Annotated in this window: 7 protein-coding genes, 1 tRNA gene and 2 pseudogenes; 2 read left to right on the top strand and 8 right to left on the bottom strand. The window is 46.9% G+C overall.

Going from position 1 to position 16,840, the window contains the following annotated elements; all coding sequences use genetic code 11:
• Nucleotides 1–10 precede the first annotated feature (10 nt).
• The 6 genes from serC to ettA form a co-directional block, all read right to left on the bottom strand.
• Nucleotides 11–1,078, bottom strand: a complete 1,068-nt coding sequence (serC, locus tag JCM16496_RS06060; protein ID WP_005828105.1) for a 3-phosphoserine/phosphohydroxythreonine transaminase — start codon at nucleotides 1,076–1,078, stop codon at nucleotides 11–13.
• Between the two features lie 274 nt (nucleotides 1,079–1,352).
• The gene (locus tag JCM16496_RS06055; RefSeq protein WP_025833030.1) at nucleotides 1,353–2,690 is read right to left on the bottom strand and encodes a DEAD/DEAH box helicase; all 1,338 of its coding nucleotides are present in this window, start codon (nucleotides 2,688–2,690) and stop codon (nucleotides 1,353–1,355) included.
• Between the two features lie 172 nt (nucleotides 2,691–2,862).
• Nucleotides 2,863–4,167 (bottom strand): DNA/RNA non-specific endonuclease, encoded by a 1,305-nt coding sequence (locus JCM16496_RS06050; RefSeq protein WP_128809472.1) that lies wholly within the window; start codon nucleotides 4,165–4,167, stop codon nucleotides 2,863–2,865.
• Between the two features lie 84 nt (nucleotides 4,168–4,251).
• Nucleotides 4,252–6,693, bottom strand: a complete 2,442-nt coding sequence (locus JCM16496_RS06045; RefSeq protein WP_128809471.1) for a choice-of-anchor J domain-containing protein — start codon at nucleotides 6,691–6,693, stop codon at nucleotides 4,252–4,254.
• 26 nt (nucleotides 6,694–6,719) lie between these two features.
• Nucleotides 6,720–9,428, bottom strand: coding sequence for a TonB-dependent receptor (locus JCM16496_RS06040; protein WP_025833024.1), 2,709 nt, complete (start codon nucleotides 9,426–9,428; stop codon nucleotides 6,720–6,722).
• Nucleotides 9,429–9,653: 225 nt separating this feature from the next.
• The gene (gene ettA, locus JCM16496_RS06035) at nucleotides 9,654–11,351 is read right to left on the bottom strand and encodes an energy-dependent translational throttle protein EttA (RefSeq protein ID WP_005828098.1); all 1,698 of its coding nucleotides are present in this window, start codon (nucleotides 11,349–11,351) and stop codon (nucleotides 9,654–9,656) included.
• Between the two features lie 139 nt (nucleotides 11,352–11,490).
• Here ettA and JCM16496_RS06030 point away from each other — a divergent pair.
• Nucleotides 11,491–11,563 (top strand) — tRNA-Lys (locus JCM16496_RS06030).
• Between the two features lie 590 nt (nucleotides 11,564–12,153).
• Here the strand turns inward: JCM16496_RS06030 and JCM16496_RS21470 are convergent.
• Both JCM16496_RS21470 and JCM16496_RS06005 read right to left on the bottom strand, forming a co-directional pair.
• Nucleotides 12,154–14,354, bottom strand: a pseudogene (locus JCM16496_RS21470) (alpha-galactosidase).
• A 100-nt stretch (nucleotides 14,355–14,454) separates the two neighbouring features.
• On the bottom strand, nucleotides 14,455–15,216 hold the full coding sequence (locus tag JCM16496_RS06005) for an SDR family oxidoreductase (RefSeq protein ID WP_025833016.1): 762 nt from the start codon (nucleotides 15,214–15,216) through the stop codon (nucleotides 14,455–14,457).
• A 215-nt stretch (nucleotides 15,217–15,431) separates the two neighbouring features.
• Here JCM16496_RS06005 and JCM16496_RS06000 point away from each other — a divergent pair.
• Nucleotides 15,432–16,837: pseudogene (locus tag JCM16496_RS06000) on the top strand (polyamine ABC transporter ATP-binding protein).
• Nucleotides 16,838–16,840 lie beyond the last annotated feature (3 nt).

Here is a 16,840-nt window from a genome sequence, read left to right as displayed (position 1 = left end):
AACAATATTATTAATGAAGTTTCTCAAATTCCTGCATGCAGTCAATCAAAGCCTGCACACTTTCCTTCGGCATGGCATTGTAGCAGGATGCACGGAATCCACCTACAGAACGGTGTCCCTTGATACCTACCATACCTCTTTCGGTAGCGAACTTCAAGAAGTCAGCTTCCAATTCCTTGTATTCGGGAGCCATCACAAAGCAGATGTTCATGCGTGAACGGTCTTCTTTGGCAGCCGTACCCACAAACATCTTGTTACGGTCTATTTCGGCATACAGCATATCGGCCTTTTCGATGGCACGGCGTTCCATTTCCTTCACGCCACCCTCTGCCTTAATCCAGCGCAATGTCTGCAGGGCTGCATAGATGGGGACAACGGGAGGAGTATTGAACATGGAGCCGCTATCCACATGCGTCTGATAGTTCAGCATGGTCGGAATATAGCGGGATACCTTACCCAGAGCGTCATTCTTCACGATGACGAATGTAACACCGGAAGGAGCCAGATTCTTCTGCGCACCACCATAGATACAGATATATTTGGACACGTCGATAGGACGGGAGAAAATATCAGAAGACATATCGGCCACCATCGGAACGTTTACGTCCAAATCCTCTTTCAGTTCCGTACCGTAGATTGTATTGTTGGTAGTGATGTGGAAATAGTCAGCATCAGCAGGCACTGTATAGTCCTTCGGAATATAAGTATAAGTAGATTCAGCGGAAGAAGCGACTTCAACTACTTCACCGAATGCCTTAGCTTCTTTCATGGCTTTTTTGGCCCATACACCCGTATTCAGGTAAGCAGCTTTCTTTTCAAGGAAGTTGAAGGGTACCATGCAGAATTCCAAACTGGCACCACCGCCCAAGAACAGTACCGAATATCCTTCGGGGATATTGAGCAATTCTTTGAATAATGCCACAGCTTCGTCCACAACGGGTTGGAAGTCTTTGGCACGGTGGCTGATTTCCATCAGTGAGAGGCCTGAGCCATTGAAATCAAGAATAGCCTGTGCCGTATTCTCAATCACCTCACGAGGAAGGATAGAAGGTCCTGCATTGAAATTATGCTTTTTCATTTGAAGTTTGTTTTGGTTATACAATTTCGTTCATTAATGTCTTTAGACTTTGCGAAATTACGGAAATATTTCTTCAAAACAAACCTTTCCTGATGAAATTCTATTTTTAAGCCGCATTTAGCTTACTTTTTAATGGTTTATACAAGATATATGCACCATTTTGTTATCCTTACTTATCAAGAATAATACTTTTGGAGAAACTAAAAGCAAGGCGGTTTTATTACTTCATATTCAAAAGAATAAGCGCAAATAAAATGAATATTTATAAGATAAATCACTTTGCTTCCTCTATAATTGTTTTCATTCCCTTGATTTTTTCACCGCGTACCAGCGTCAGCAATTGTTTCATTTTACTGCGGCGCACGGCTACAAAGGCATAGTGTTCCTTTACGTCCACCTGCCCGACATCTTCACGTGCCATCCCTCCTTTTTTATACAAGAAGCCGACTATATCTATCTTGTTCAGCTTATCCTTTTTCCCTTTACCTATATATAAGGTAGCCCATCGGGGCTTGGCCGGTTTTGGAAGCGTCTCCGGAAACTCGTACGTTTCGATGTCTTCAGAAATGTACTCGGGTACCCGCTCCTCGGCATGCAGGACAAGATATGCATTTCCCGATGCCTCCCAGCGAGCGGTACGTCCATTACGGTGTGTATAGGCTTCCTCGTTTACGGGAGGATGGTAATGCACCACATTCTCAATACCCGGAATATCCAGTCCGCGGGCGGCAAGGTCTGTAGATATCAGTACGGCGCAGCTACCGTTGCGGAATTTGTAAAGCGCACGTTCGCGGTCGGGCTGCTCCATACCGCCATGGAACATGTCGCAAGGGAACTTCCTGGCTTGCAGGTACCCGGCAACACGCTCCACGCTTTCACGATAATTGCAAAATACCAAGGTGGAATGATAGCCGAGGGTACAAAGCAGATTATAGAGGGTTTCCAGTTTGTCCTTCTCCGGAGAAACAACCTTGTGCAGCCGCAGACGCGGAGCAAGAGCTTCCGGAGCAAGAAAATCAAGCTTCATGAGCCGGGAGCCGGAAGACGGGGAATCACCTCCTACTCCGGCAAATTGCGGTATTTCCTCTGCATCGGTAGCCGAGAGAAGCACACGCTTTTTCAGTGAGGGAAGCTGTCCGATAACCTCCGCCATCTCGTCATGGAAACCGAACTCAAGGCACTTGTCGAATTCATCTATCACCAGAGTGACGACAGTGGCGGCATTGAAATTCTCTTTCCTCAGATGGTCGTTCATACGTCCCGGAGTACCGATAATGACGGCGGGATGAATGCCTTTCATTGTCCGGTGTTCTTCCATGGCAGGGCGTCCGCCATAGCAGCTCATAGCTTTGAAGGGAGTTCCCATGGACTTGAACACAGTTTCTATCTGCAAAGCCAGTTCGCGTGAAGGTACCAGTACAAGAGCCTGCACACCCTGTATCTCCGCTTTCAAAGTCTGTACCAGCGGAAGGAGAAAAGCCAGAGTCTTACCTGAACCGGTGGGCGAAAGAAGCACCAAATCTTTGGCTGACTGATAGGCTTCCTTAGCAGCCTCCTGCATCGGAGTAAGTTCCTGTATCTTCAAATTATGAAGTATATCCGAAAGTTCCATGAATATCTCTTTTTTTAATCAATATGCAAAGATACGGATAAGAAGTCAGTTTCCATCAAAACGAAAACAGCTTTTAAGAAAGCTACCTAAATCATGACATGCCCGTCATACTAAAAAGGGAGCCTCTCCTCCAACGGACAGTCTCCCTTTTTTTCTTGTTATATCAGTAAGCTTACCAGGCCCAGTCTGCCTTGTTGTAAGCCTTCTCCACTTCGTCTTCGATTACATCCGGCAGGTTGCAGAAGAAATCGATACCGGTTTCCTGCTCCAATTTGTCGATGCTCACGGCATATACCTGGAAATCGTCGGCCGTAGGTTTCTGCGGCAGGAGTTCGGAATGCGGTACCAGGAAGGCGATGGCATGATAGGTATCACCCTTCTCCGCAAGGATGGCCATGTAGTAATAGGCCGGGACTGCCAGTCCGTGGATAGTGAAGCCCTCAGCATCAGTCGATGGATATTTACCGTCACCACCTTTCACACTGCCTGTAAAGTTGGTCAGCAACTTATCCGTAGTGGCACCTTTCACCACATACACCTTATCGTAAGTGTCTTGCTGCGTGGAACGTCCCCACTTCTGTATTTGCTGCTCCAAGTTCATCCAATATTTTTGGTTCATAGAAGCTATTTGTGGAGAGATGTTGGTGTAATAGAAGGTCTGTTCGTTAGCCTCCTTACAATATACACGGTCCTCGCTGGCACAGATATGCCCTTTGTCAAATCCATCGTTTTTGTGGTTAGCTTCTTCCACACCACCCATAGTAGCAAAATCATATGTCGAATCCCATCCCCAAGCATCGGTACGCTTTACATTGTCCAACGAAGTGACCTTGTCGAAATAGAAAGCTACCCAAGAAGAATGGCGCAACTTGGCATTCCACAACGTAGCGAGATTCATAATATGCTGTCCAGCATAGTCCACATAGTGCTCGCGATAAATACCATCAACTTCGTTGATAGCAGGCATCTCAAGCTCCATAGCAGCAGGATAGTCTTTTAAAAAAGCGTAGTTGCAGTTTTTATTAGGACCATCGGAAGTTTGATTGGTAAGTACATATTCTATGCCGACATTATTTCCTTCTACATAAGCCACACGAAACTTCATGTATTTATATTCGGCAAATTCACCATAACGCGCCCAATAACATTTTCCCGGCATTACAATTGCCTCATGGCTCCACGTACCATCAACCGAGGCCTCTACCATAACATCCAAGCGAACGGCATCGACCGGAAGAAAACCGAACCTATCACCATAAAAAACATTTCCTTTCAAATAAAAAGGAATATCTGTTCCTTCAGGTTTAAACACGTTAAATCCTAAAGCTGCATTTTCATAGCCTTTCAGTACATAAGTCTCCGCATCTTGCTGAGTAGTTTCTATATATCCGTTAGCAGGTACAATATCCGTATCACAAGCTCCTAGTACAAAAGCTACTGAACAGATATAAAACAAAAGTTTTAATGATTTCATCATAATGTATGTTTAAAGAAAAAAGAGAGGATGACAAAGCTCTACTCATAGAGACAGCCTGTCATCCTCGCATAATGTTATTCAATGTTATTCGGCATCTTGTTCTTTAATCAAGATGTTTTTGAATTCCCAAGTAGGAGCACTTTCTTCAGTAGAAGTATACTTGAAAGCGATGCGCACAATATTTCCTACATACTCTGAAAGGTCAATCACACCAGATTCCACAAAGTTCCAATCAGTACCCGCCGGACGATTGGCAAGTTGGATTTCCTTCCAAGTAGCCTTTGTAACATCATCCTTATAGTCAGTAGAAATCATCACGAACGTATGGTCTGCCACCGTATATCCTACACCCAGTTTATTGACGGCCTCTTCAAAGCTCATCACCGGAGCGACACCCTTACGGAAGTCGAACGCAGGAGATACCAACCAGCTCTCTGAAGCGTTGCACTTACTGTTGGCATAAGCACCGCCTTTCCAGCCATACGTGTTATCCAGAGTCCAGATGTAACTCATACCGCCTCCCAATATTACGTCTTGTGCCGTGAATCCACCATCACTTCCACCGGTCAAGGGGTCATCAATATATACACTTATCTTAGCAGTAATGCCATCAACATCTTTGTTGAAGGTAGTAACCTGTTGAACAAATTCAGGTGTTACCATCCAAGCACCTGACATCTTCGTGAATTCTTTCACAGCAAACGCATCGGCACTCTTCTTGTAAACCACAGCAGCACGTTCAGCTTCGATAGCATACGGATATTTTTCATTCAGATAGAGCGGCAACACTTGTTCAGGCTCACTAATGGAAGAAGCACCAATAGAAGCGTAAACAGCAGGTTCTACCACAGCTACCTTAGCAGCATCACTGGCATAAGCCGCCCAATTTTCTCCGTCAAAACGGTAAAGGTCTGAACGATTTGCCGATACGGTCGCACGAGTCATAGCCAAAACCTTGGTTGCGGCAGAAGCTACATAATCAGTAGATACCCATACAGTTAACTCCTCTGCCTTGCCAAAACGGAAAGCCTCATCAATGGTAACATAGGGCAACGCTGCATTTTCTGCAATCTCAATGGCTGGAGAAACGATAAAGGACTCAGAAGCATAATTAACTTTGTTCACAAAAGCAGAAGCCTTAAAACCGTAAGCATCGGTGTTTTGCCAAATGCGATCCAAGCCACCAATATTTACATCATAAATAGTGAAGCCGCCCATGTCACCACACAAACTGTTGTTATAATAGGTAAATCCTTCTACTTTAGAAGCAGCATAACTACCAAAACTGTAACTTCCATTGTAGTAGTTCAACTTCACAGACTTTTCTTTCAGCACATTGGTAATGGTGAACAAATCAGAACCACCGGCAGATGTTACTGTCCAGTCGTATCCTTCTTCACCCACTTCTGTGGTTACGTTGAAAGAATCATAATTGCCACTCATATAGAAGTATTGTCCTAATACGTTCTTAATATTGAATCCTGCTTCCGTAGCTTCCAAAGTCACAACAAAATCAACAGCATCTGAGGCAGCAATCTTACTATCGGAAACGACAATAGGTTTCGGATACATATAACCGTAATTCTTACCATCAGCCAAACGACCAAATGGATAGAACTGCCCATCAGCACCCTGAGCTACAATCACATACTCACCTGCACCATTGAAAGCACTCTTCTTTGCGACTTTAATAAAATCACCTGCATCATCCTTGGCATAAAGGCAAACATCCAAATAAGGAACGGACAAAACCTTAGCGTTCTTCAATTCCCAAGTAGCTGCGCCCGCATCTGTACTGGTATATTTGAAACCAATGGAAATAGTTTGGCCTTTATAAGCAGAAAGGTCAATAGGGCCCATATTTACAAAATCCCAACTGACACCAGCCGAACGGGTAGGAATCATTTCCACTTGAGTCCAAGTAGGTTCTGCGGGAGTGTTTCCTCCTCCACCGATACTCGGTTCAGTCTCAGAATAAGCGTAATCGACAACCACCATGTCGCCTACCTCTGCACTGGACACTTTCTCCTTCAAGATAGCAGGAATCTTGCCCAAAGTAGTCGGAGACAAGAATGAAGCTTTCACTTTGTCGCCCCATATACCCTCGTAATCTTCCGATTCCAAAGCGTAAGAAGAAACAGAAGTAAAGTCTTTCAAATAGTTGGACGGTGCCTGATACTGGTTATAAGTCACTGTGAACTTAGACTTAAGATCCGCATTAGGGTATTTGGCAGCTAAAAAGGCCGGTATATAATCTTCTGCAGAAGCTTCTGCTGTAAAGTATTTGTCCTTTCCCACTGCTTCCAAAGCTTCCACGCCTGTATTGCCTTCTGGGTCTTTTGCTAAAGCGATTTCCAAATTACTGGCATTACCGGCTATAGTAGCATAATCGGAAGAAGAAAGTGTCATTGCGACATTTTTTACATCCTCATAACCGACATTAATGTCGAACTTATCGTTATAATCGTCATTGCAGGCAGCCAATAATGCCAGCAACGCAAACGAAGTCAATATATTTTTCTTCATAACTCTCATTTTAATAATCTTCGTAATTAGAAACTAACTTTCAAGCGGAGGCTGTATGTACGGCCATGATTATAAAATACGTACACATTTTCGTCTGTGGCAAGCTTGCCTTTAGGATTCCAAGCCTTTCCGATATACTGATAGTTCAACAAGTTATTTACATTACCAGAGAATATAGCATCCAGTCCACCAATCTTAAATTTCCAAGAAGCATTCAAGTCTATCTGGCTTGCTGCCGGAATCTTCCAAGGATCATCCAATACATTTTCCTTATTAGTACTAAGTAATGAACCGTCCACTGCATAATAAGAATAGTTACGACCATAGTAAGTCCAATCGGCACCTACACGAATGTCTTTGTTCACATTTACATTCAAGCCGAGAGCTGCCGTAGTTTGTGCCGAACCTCCTACACGCACACCATCCATATTGATGATAGCCCATGCGTGGTCAGGTCCCATCAAGTCTGTCACATTTCCATTCTTGTCAAGAGGTTGACCACCTTGTTCTGAATAGAAATATCCTTTGGCATTGCTTGCCCACTTCCAGTCACCGTAAGAGAACATACCGGTAAGTTCCATCCAACGAGTAGGCTTAAATTTCACATCTAACTCAGCCCCCATATGAATAGCGTCTACACCTGCCATATTGATATTAGCGCGTGTATAACCCAAGTCTGTTCCAGAAGTCATTGTCTTATCCATCCATTTGGTATAATAGAGGTTAAGATTAGCTGTCAGCATACGGCTGCGATACCCATAACCCAATTCAGCCGAGAATACTTTTTCATTCACCGCATCAGGATTAATAGCATTGCTACTAGTAGCAGTCATAAACGCACCATAAGAGAATTTGGGCGCACGGCTGATAAATCCAGTATTGAAGAATACGTTATGATTCTCTGTCAGATTGTAGTTAGCACCTCCTTTGACTGTAAAACCAAGGAAATTTACCGTCTCAGATTTTTCGTGTGCCTTGTCATAATAGAATCGGTCTACACGCCAATAACCGGTATTTGAAAGCGAACCTGCCACAAATGTAGAAAGTTTATTTTTATTATATTCCAATTGGAAGAAAGCACCTTCTGACAATACATGCCCATCATAGTCACGATAAACCACATCCCCTACTCCTAATTTCTCATATTTCCACATAGGATCAGCAGCTGCAATATTATTTTCAGCTTTCACCTTTACACGGTCTACATTATCCATATAATACTCACCGCCAAAAAGGTCGGAAATCACATTGGTATGAGTACCTTTATAGTAACGGAAGTCCACACCACCATAGAAATCCAAGTTCTCATTAAACTTAGTCGTATAGGTAGAAAGCAAACCATACCATTCATGCTCATTTTTCGACTCAGACATAACCATAGCGGAACCATACTCACTGGCAGCATTGTAATCCTCAATAGCCGCATAATCGAAAGTTCCATCCGGGCGGCGGAAAGTAGTATTCAGGCTACCTTTGTAAGCACCATTCCATGAAGAATAGCTATAAGGAGAAAATTCGCTATTTCCTTGTCCGCTATAACCGCCACCACGACCGATTGAAACATAGGCAGATGTAGAAAGCGATGATTTACGATTAATCTCCCATTGATGATTCAAACTGATTTGAGGCTTATGATAGAAGTTATGATTAGCATTATAAGCCTCTCCATTCTTACGATAACCAAATGAAGGGTTGTATTTATTATTGTCAATGCCGTATGTTTGTTCGGCCATCTTCCAATCGGCAATAGTCAAACCAGCTCCACGGTCACGTTGGTCATGATGTTGCGGAGCACCGGTAGCCATAAGTTGCAATTGATGGTTGTCATTGATACGCTTGGCCACATTCACAAACCAGTTATAGCCTTCATATTTTGTTCCTTGAATATATCCATCACCCCAATTTCTGGCACCGAGTATCGTCAAAGCCCAACCATTTTTAGTCAATCCGGTAGACAAAGAGAATTGAACTTTATTCATACCGTCATTACCCATAGCATATGAAATATTTCCGCCTTTCTTTGATTCAAGCCCTTTCGTTACAATATTTATAGTACCGCCCACTGAAGGCGCTGACACCTTGCTTGCACCCAATCCGCGCTGTGTCTGCATAGTACGAGTCACATCAGAAAGCCCCTGCCAGTTACTCCAATAGATGCCACCCCATTCCATATCGTTTACAGGCACACCATTTACCATGACAGCCACGTTTTCTTGGCCGAAACCACGCATATATATTTCAGAATCACCATAGCCACCTCCCTGCTTGTTGGCATGTACACCCGGAGTGGATTTCAGGATTTCAGGAAACTCCTGAGTTCCCAACTTTTCTTCTATAAACACCGGATCAACTGTAGAAAGAGCTACCGGAGTCTTACGGGCAACCGCCACTGACGATGTAATCACTACGTCCTTCAGCATCACCGCATCCGGCTCCATCTGGATAGCACCCAAATCCACAGAAGCGCCCTTTTGCGTAATCTTCTTCTTCTGGTCCTTATAACCCACATACTTGAATAGCAATGTCGCATTCGAGGCAACGCTTTGCTTGAAGTAGCCATCAATGTCGGTCACCGATCCTTGTGTAGTACCTTCCACCATGACGGCGGCACCCACTAACGGTTCACCCGTTTCTGAATCAACAAGCTGACCTCTCACTGTAGTCTGAGCAAATGCAGCGGCACTGAATACCGACAACACTGCAACCAACAGGAATTGAATTAGATGTTTTCTCATAATTCTGTTTTTTGTTAATAGATAGTGTTAATTAAACATTAATTTATGTTTTAAGTCGCAAATATAACTAATAAAAATGAGACTCGTGTTATATTAATGTTACATTTTTTGAGGTTACAAAGGTTTTTTTGAGATATTTTCAAACAAAAAAAAGCCCTGCATTCCACAGCAGGGCTTTCATATTGTCAACAAGTAAAAGAATACACTTTCAAATTCGCACTAAAATCAGTCATTCATGAGCTTTCTATAACGTACACGGGTGGGTTCTTCTTTTCCAAGACGTTTCTGTTTATTTTCCTCATATTCGGAATAAGAGCCCTCAAAGAAGAACACATTGGAATCTCCTTCAAAAGCAAGGATGTGCGTACAGATACGGTCAAGGAACCAACGGTCGTGACTGATGACCACGGCACATCCGGCAAAGTCTTCCAAACCTTCTTCAAGGGCGCGAAGCGTGTTCACATCGATGTCGTTGGTAGGCTCATCGAGAAGAAGCACATTACCTTCTTCCTTCAGGCAGAGCGCCAGGTGCAGGCGGTTGCGCTCACCACCGGAAAGCACTCCGCAGAGTTTTTCCTGGTCGGCGCCGGAGAAGTTGAAACGGGACAGATAGGCGCGTGCATTGATGTCGCGTCCACCCATGCGGATTAGGTCGTTTCCGCCGGAAATGACCTGATATACGCTCTTGTTGGGGTCAATATCCTTGTGCTGCTGGTCCACGTAGGCCACCTTTACGGTCTCCCCTACCTCAAACTCGCCCTTGTCTGCCTTTTCCAGCCCCATAATAAGACGGAAAAGCGTGGTCTTACCGGCACCGTTAGGCCCGATGATGCCCACGATTCCGTTGGGCGGAAGCATGAAGTTGAGGTCATCGAACAGCAGTTTGTCGCCGAACGCCTTTGCCACATGCTTGGCCTCAATCACTTTATTCCCCAGACGGGGACCGTTCGGAATAAAGATTTCCAGCTTCTCTTCCTTCTCCTTCACGTCCTCGTTCAGCAATTTGTCGTAGGAGTTCAGACGCGCCTTTCCCTTTGCCTGGCGGGCCTTGGGAGCCATACGCACCCACTCCAGCTCGCGTTCCAGCGTCTTGCGGCGCTTGCTGGCGGTCTTTTCCTCCTGCTCCATACGCTTGGTCTTCTGTTCCAGCCAGCTGGAGTAGTTACCCTTCCAGGGAATGCCTTCACCACGGTCCAGCTCAAGAATCCAGCCTGCCACGTGGTCGAGGAAGTAGCGATCGTGCGTTACGGCAATCACCGTACCTTCGTACTGCTGCAAGTGTTGTTCCAACCAATCGATGGATTCGGCATCGAGGTGGTTGGTAGGCTCGTCAAGGAGGAGCACATCGGGCTTCTGCAACAGCAGTCGGCAGAGGGCCACACGGCGGCGTTCACCACCGGAAAGATGTTCCACGGACTGGTCTTCGGGCGGACAACGGAGAGCATCCATGGCGCGTTCCAGCTTGCTGTCGAGATTCCAGGCATCGGTCGCGTCGATGATGTCCTGCAATTCGGCCTGGCGGGAGAAGAGCTTGTCCATCTTGTCCTGGTCCTCATAATATTCGGGCAAGCCGAACTTCTGGTTGATTTCCTCGTATTCTGCCAGCGCGTCCACAATGGGCTGCACGCCTTCCATAACAATTTCCTTTACAGTCTTAGTGGGGTCGAGGTACGGTTCCTGAGCCAGATACCCCACGGAATATCCCGGCGAGAACACCACTTCGCCCTGATAGGACTTATCCAATCCGGCGATAATCTTCAGCAGGGTCGATTTACCCGAACCGTTCAGACCGATGATACCGATTTTTGCCCCGTAGAAAAATGAGAGGTAAATGTTCTTCAGTACCTGCTTGTTGTTCTGCTGAATGGTTTTATTCAGCCCAACCATAGAAAAGATAATCTTTTTATCGTCTACTGTTGCCATGTATTTAATGATTAATGTTCAGTGATTAATGATTAATATCAAGGATTAATGGGGACAAAGATAAGAAAAAAGATGATATTATTTTGCAATATCCAAAAAAGTATTTATCTTTGCACCCGCTTAACAGCAATGAAGGATTGAATCGCTAGCTCAGCAGGTAGAGCACAACACTTTTAATGTTGGGGTCTTGGGTTCGAGCCCCAAGCGGTTCACTAAAGGAGATTACATAGTAGTCTCCTTTTTTTGTTGTATATCAGCTTACTTTTATTCCCATACAGACCATATTACAGGTAATAGATTAACAAAAATAAATTTGCGAACTTTAGTGGGCAAATCGAAGCAAGGGCATTTCAAGTTGAAATATTAATAATCAAATACTAGCATAATTCAAAACGAATGCGTACTGTTGAACCCAAGATAAAAGTGTCTGCCACCTCCCCTTTTCAGGCAGAATGCGGCAACTTGTCATCTGCGTCTGAAAAATTATCAAAAAGAAAGCTGCTGCAGAGTTTTCGGACAGTCTCCCCCTCAAAAAAAGATACGAAAAGAAAAGGTGAGGCATCCAAACATGGGTACAGTGGGTACAGTGGTCCTTCTGCCTCACACACACACGCCTGCGTATATATATAAACGCGTACATTACTTATATACATGCGTGTGTGTGTGAGGCAGAAGGACCACTGTACCACTGTACCCATCAACCTCACCTTTACGCCGCTAAACCTCTACTTTACGCGGCTAAACCTCTACTTTACGCGGCTAAACCTCAACTTTACGCGGCTAAACCTCAACTTTATTCACGTCATTTCACCTCTTCCAGATAAAGCACACGGCTTGAATAGTCGTTCTGCTTGTGGTAGTCCACCTTATGTGTGTAAGGAATCTCCAGTCCGTTCGCCATGAGATAGGCACCGCTGAAAGTCTTTCCTTCGTAGTTCAAGGGAACATTATCTATACGGTTCAGCTCATGCACCCGATATTGCTTGTCGGCACAGAGCCCTGCCATCTTCACACGCGGCAGGTGCTGGTTGCAGAAGTGTTCTGTTTTCCACCAGTAGAAGACAGCCTTATCCTTCTCCGGAGCCACGTACATCAGCGAAGCCGCTCCCTGCTTGTCATAAGGAGAAAGCAGGCGGTAGATGTCGCCCAACTGCACCACGGGACGGATGGTCTTGTACTCGGCAATGGCATTCTTGCAAAGCGCCTTTTCTTCTTCCGTCATGTTCTTGGGCTGGATTTCCATGCCCAGGCGGCCACTCATGGCAACGTCTATCCGATATTTCAGAGGAATGGTGCGGAATGTCTGATGATTGGGAGCAGCACTGATGTGCGATGCCATGGCGATGGCAGGGAAGAAATAGGAAGTTCCCCACTGCATGTAGACACGCTGAAGGGCATCGGTATTGTCGCTCACCCAGAACTCGTCGAAGTAAGGCAGCACTCCATAGTTGGCACGACCACCGCCACTGGCGCATGCTGGATGGTGAGGTCGGGATATTTGGCACGGATGCGCTGGCACACCTTTTCAAAGCCACGGTGATACTCGATGTACAGGTGGCTTTGATTGTCCTTAGTCAAGTATTGGGAGCCATGGTTCATAACAGACATATTGGCATCCCACTTGATGTAATCTATCTCAGGATAAGCCACCATCAAGTCGTCCACCACTTTAAAGATAAAGTCCTGCACGGCAGGGTTGGCAAGGTCGAGCACCACTTGCGTGCCGCCGCGTCCCAGCACGAGGTCGCGTTCGGGAGCTTTGAGCACCCAGTCGGGATGCTGTTCGTAGAGTTCGCTGGTGGTGTTCGCCATCTCCGGTTCAATCCAGATGCCGAACTTGATGCCGTGCTTCTTGGCATCACTCAGCAGCCCCTTGACACCGTTAGGCAGCTTGTTCTTGTCCACCACCCAGTCGCCGAGCGATGAGCTGTCGTTCTTACGGGGATACTTGTCGCCGAACCAGCCGTCGTCCATCACGAACAACTCGCCGCCCATGGAGCGATGTCCGCCATCATTTGGTCCATACCTTGCTGGTTGATGTCGAAGTACACGCCTTCCCAACTATTCAAAAGAATCTTGCGGGGGGTAGTGCCGTGCGCCAGCTTGTGCAGGCGTGCCCAGCGATGGAAGTTACGGCTGCCGCCACTCAATCCTTCATTACTATAAGTCAGGGCAAGTTCGGGAGTACGGAAAAGCTCGTCCTTCTTCAAGGAATAAGTAGAGTTCTCTTCGTTGATTCCGGCAAAGAAATGGTGGTATTCATCATCGTGCGTCTCAATGCGAAGCTTGTAGTTGCCGCTGTAACAGAGGGCTGCGCCAATCACGTTACCCGTGTTCTCCTGCGGACGGCCGTCAAGGGAGAACATCACTTCGGCATGGTCGGTATGGGAATTGCGCACACCATCCTTATTCTTGATGACCTTCATGCCCGGAGTGAGAGGTTCCTGCGTCAAAGCCCCTTCATTGGCCCAGGAGCCGGAGAGATGGGACAGCCACACATCGCCACGGCGGATGCAGATAGCCGGAGGCAAACTGGTTGAGCACCACCGGCTTCTTCTCCTGATGGGAGATTTCAGTCCAGGATTCTATCACGTCGGCATCCTGCCAGGCACGGTAACAGACGTTGACGAAGAAGGGATACACCTTGTCCTTCAGCGCCACGACGGTCGTCACGGCATTCCCTTCCTTCCCGGTAGTCACGTTCAGCACTTCGAGCTGGAGGGTCATGTTACCGTCGGCATGCTTCACAGCGAGGGCCGTCTCCACGGGAGCGTTCAATCCATATTCGGGATAGGCCGTATGGGCCGCTTCTGTCGTGGCAATATTCTGCAAGTCGGCTTCAGAAAGTCTGTTACCATAATACAAGTGTCTCAGTGTACCGCCTTCAGGAGCCGAAAGCACCAAAGAGGTTTTCGGAGTGGATACACATACGTTTTGAGCCAACATGCTGCCAGTCAGCAGCAGTGCTCCAAGTAGGAAATTTGTTCGTTTCTTGAAATTCATGCTTTTCTTGTTTAGATTCTATATTCATTTAGCAGTGCGCAAATGTAGGCGTTTCCCCGAAGATAAAATAGTATCATTTTATCATATCCTTATACAAATTCTATTTCCGGCTGACAATTGTCCCCGTGGCCTGGTTGGCAGGCATCACCAGCACTTCCGCAATCTGGATATGCTCGGGGACGGCAGCGGCGAAATAGACCACTTCGGCTATATCGTCGCCGGTCAGCGGGCGTATACCTTTATATACATTATCGGCCGCCTCCCGGTTGCCACGGAAACGGACGACGGAGAAATTGGTTTCCACCAACCCGGGCTTGATGTTCGTCACGCGTACCGGGGTATCCACCAGGTCGATGCGGAGCCCGTCGGAAAGGGCCTTGACGGCGGCCTTGCAGGCACAGTACACACTGCCGCCCGGATAGGCGTAATCTCCGGCAATGGACCCCATGTTGATGACGTGGCCACGGCCACGCTCCACCATACCGGGAACCACGAGGCGGGTCATGGCAAGCAAGGCTTTCACGTTAGTGTCGATGACGATGTCCCATTCATCCAGGTTGCCTTCATGTTCCTTGTCCACACCGATGACGAGTCCGGCATTGTTCACCAGTATGTCTATCGCCTTCCATTCCTCCGGAAGGGATTCGAGGGCGGCACGGGCAGCCTGCCGGTCGCGGACATCGAAAGGAAGCAGATACACATCGGCTCCATATTTCTCCCACAATTCTTTCTTTACAGCATTCAGTTTCTCCACATTACGGCCATTGAGTATAAGCCGGTAACCGTTCATGGCAAATTTACGCGCGCAGCCTTCCCCTATTCCCGAGGAGGCTCCGGTGATGAGTACTATTTTCTTTTCCATCATGCAATAGTTTTTTTAATATCAATACTGCCAGCAAAGGTATTACTTATTATTTTAACTTCATAGGAATAATGAATTTTAGAGTAAGGCGAAAAATCCCGATAAATTATGTAACTTTGCACTCGCTTTTTTGAAAGTCTGAGAAACTGTTTTTATTTTATTTCAGCTTTCTTCTGAGATTTGTTTAATTCGTTTGGATAAAGTAAAAGACGCTTATGCAAAAGTCCGATTGCATCATCGGTGTGGAGCACGTATCGAAATTCTTCGGAGACAAGGCCGTGCTGAATGATGTGAATTTGTCTGTCCGTAAGGGCGAGTTTGTAACAATATTGGGACCGTCCGGCTGCGGAAAGACAACACTGTTGCGCCTCATTGCAGGCTTTCAGACAGCCTCGGAAGGAGTAATCACCATTGCCGGAAAGGACATCACACAGACACCGCCGCACAAGCGTCCGGTGAACACCGTGTTCCAGAAGTACGCCCTCTTCCCCCACCTCAACGTGTTCAACAACATTGCCTTCGGGCTGAAGCTGAAGAAGCTGCCCGGTGCCACCATCGAGAAGAAGGTGAAGCAAGCCCTGCGCATGGTGGGCATGACGGACTATGAGGACCGCGACGTGGACTCCCTCTCCGGCGGGCAGCAACAGCGCGTAGCCATTGCCCGAGCCATCGTCAACGAACCCGAAGTGCTGCTGCTGGACGAGCCCCTTGCCGCCCTGGACCTCAAGATGCGCAAGGACATGCAGATGGAACTGAAGGAGATGCACCAGAAGCTGGGCATCACTTTCGTCTACGTCACCCACGACCAGGAAGAGGCACTGACCTTGAGTGATACCATCGTCGTGATGAGCGAAGGACGCATCCAGCAGATAGGCGTGCCGACGGACATCTACAACGAGCCCATCAACTCCTTCGTAGCAGACTTCATCGGCGAAAGCAACATCTTGAACGGAGTCATGATAAAGGATAAAGCCGTCACCTTCTGCGGACACGAATTTGAATGCGTGGACACGGGATTTGGCGAGCAGATGCAGGTGGACGTAGTGATTCGCCCCGAAGACATCTACATCTTCGACGTATCCGACGCCGCACAGCTGACGGGCACCGTAACCAGCTGCATCTTCAAAGGTGTGCACTACGAAATGCTGGTGCAGACGCGCGAAGGCTACGAGCTGATGGTGCAGGACTACCATGCCTTCGAGGCAGGACGCGAAGTGGGCCTGCTGGTGAAGCCCTTCGACATCCACGTGATGAAGAAGGAACGCACCTGCAACACCTTCGAAGGAAAGCTGGTGGACGAGACACATGTAGAGTTCCTGGGCTGCAACTTCGAGTGCCTGCCGTGCAAGGCATCGAACCGGGCAGCAACGTACAGGTGGAAGTGGACTTCCAGCACGTCATCCTCGAGGACAACGAAGAGGACGGTCGTCTGACGGGTGAAGTGAAATTCATCCTCTACAAAGGAAACCATTACCACCTGACCGTGTTTACGGACTGGGACGAAGACATCTTTGTAGACACCAACGACGTGTGGGACGACGGCGACCGCGTAGGTATCACCATCGCCCCTCAAAATATACGGATTGTTCAATCTCTTAATAAGGAAGGAAGTGCTCAATAAGTT

The organism is Bacteroides rodentium JCM 16496, from assembly GCF_000614125.1.
GTDB lineage: Bacteria > Bacteroidota > Bacteroidia > Bacteroidales > Bacteroidaceae > Bacteroides > Bacteroides rodentium.
The sequence above is the reverse complement of the archived record's forward strand: the minus strand, read 5'-3'. Positions and strand labels throughout refer to the sequence as shown.

Coding starts and splice junctions, on each gene's coding strand:
- serC (WP_005828105.1), bottom strand. CDS start 1,078: ATGAAAAAGCATAATTTCAATGCAGGACCTTCTATCCTTCCTCGTGAG.
- JCM16496_RS06055 (WP_025833030.1), bottom strand. CDS start 2,690: ATGGAACTTTCGGATATACTTCATAATTTGAAGATACAGGAACTTACT.
- JCM16496_RS06050 (WP_128809472.1), bottom strand. CDS start 4,167: ATGATGAAATCATTAAAACTTTTGTTTTATATCTGTTCAGTAGCTTTT.
- JCM16496_RS06045 (WP_128809471.1), bottom strand. CDS start 6,693: ATGAAGAAAAATATATTGACTTCGTTTGCGTTGCTGGCATTATTGGCT.
- JCM16496_RS06040 (WP_025833024.1), bottom strand. CDS start 9,428: ATGAGAAAACATCTAATTCAATTCCTGTTGGTTGCAGTGTTGTCGGTA.
- ettA (WP_005828098.1), bottom strand. CDS start 11,351: ATGGCAACAGTAGACGATAAAAAGATTATCTTTTCTATGGTTGGGCTG.
- JCM16496_RS06005 (WP_025833016.1), bottom strand. CDS start 15,216: ATGGAAAAGAAAATAGTACTCATCACCGGAGCCTCCTCGGGAATAGGG.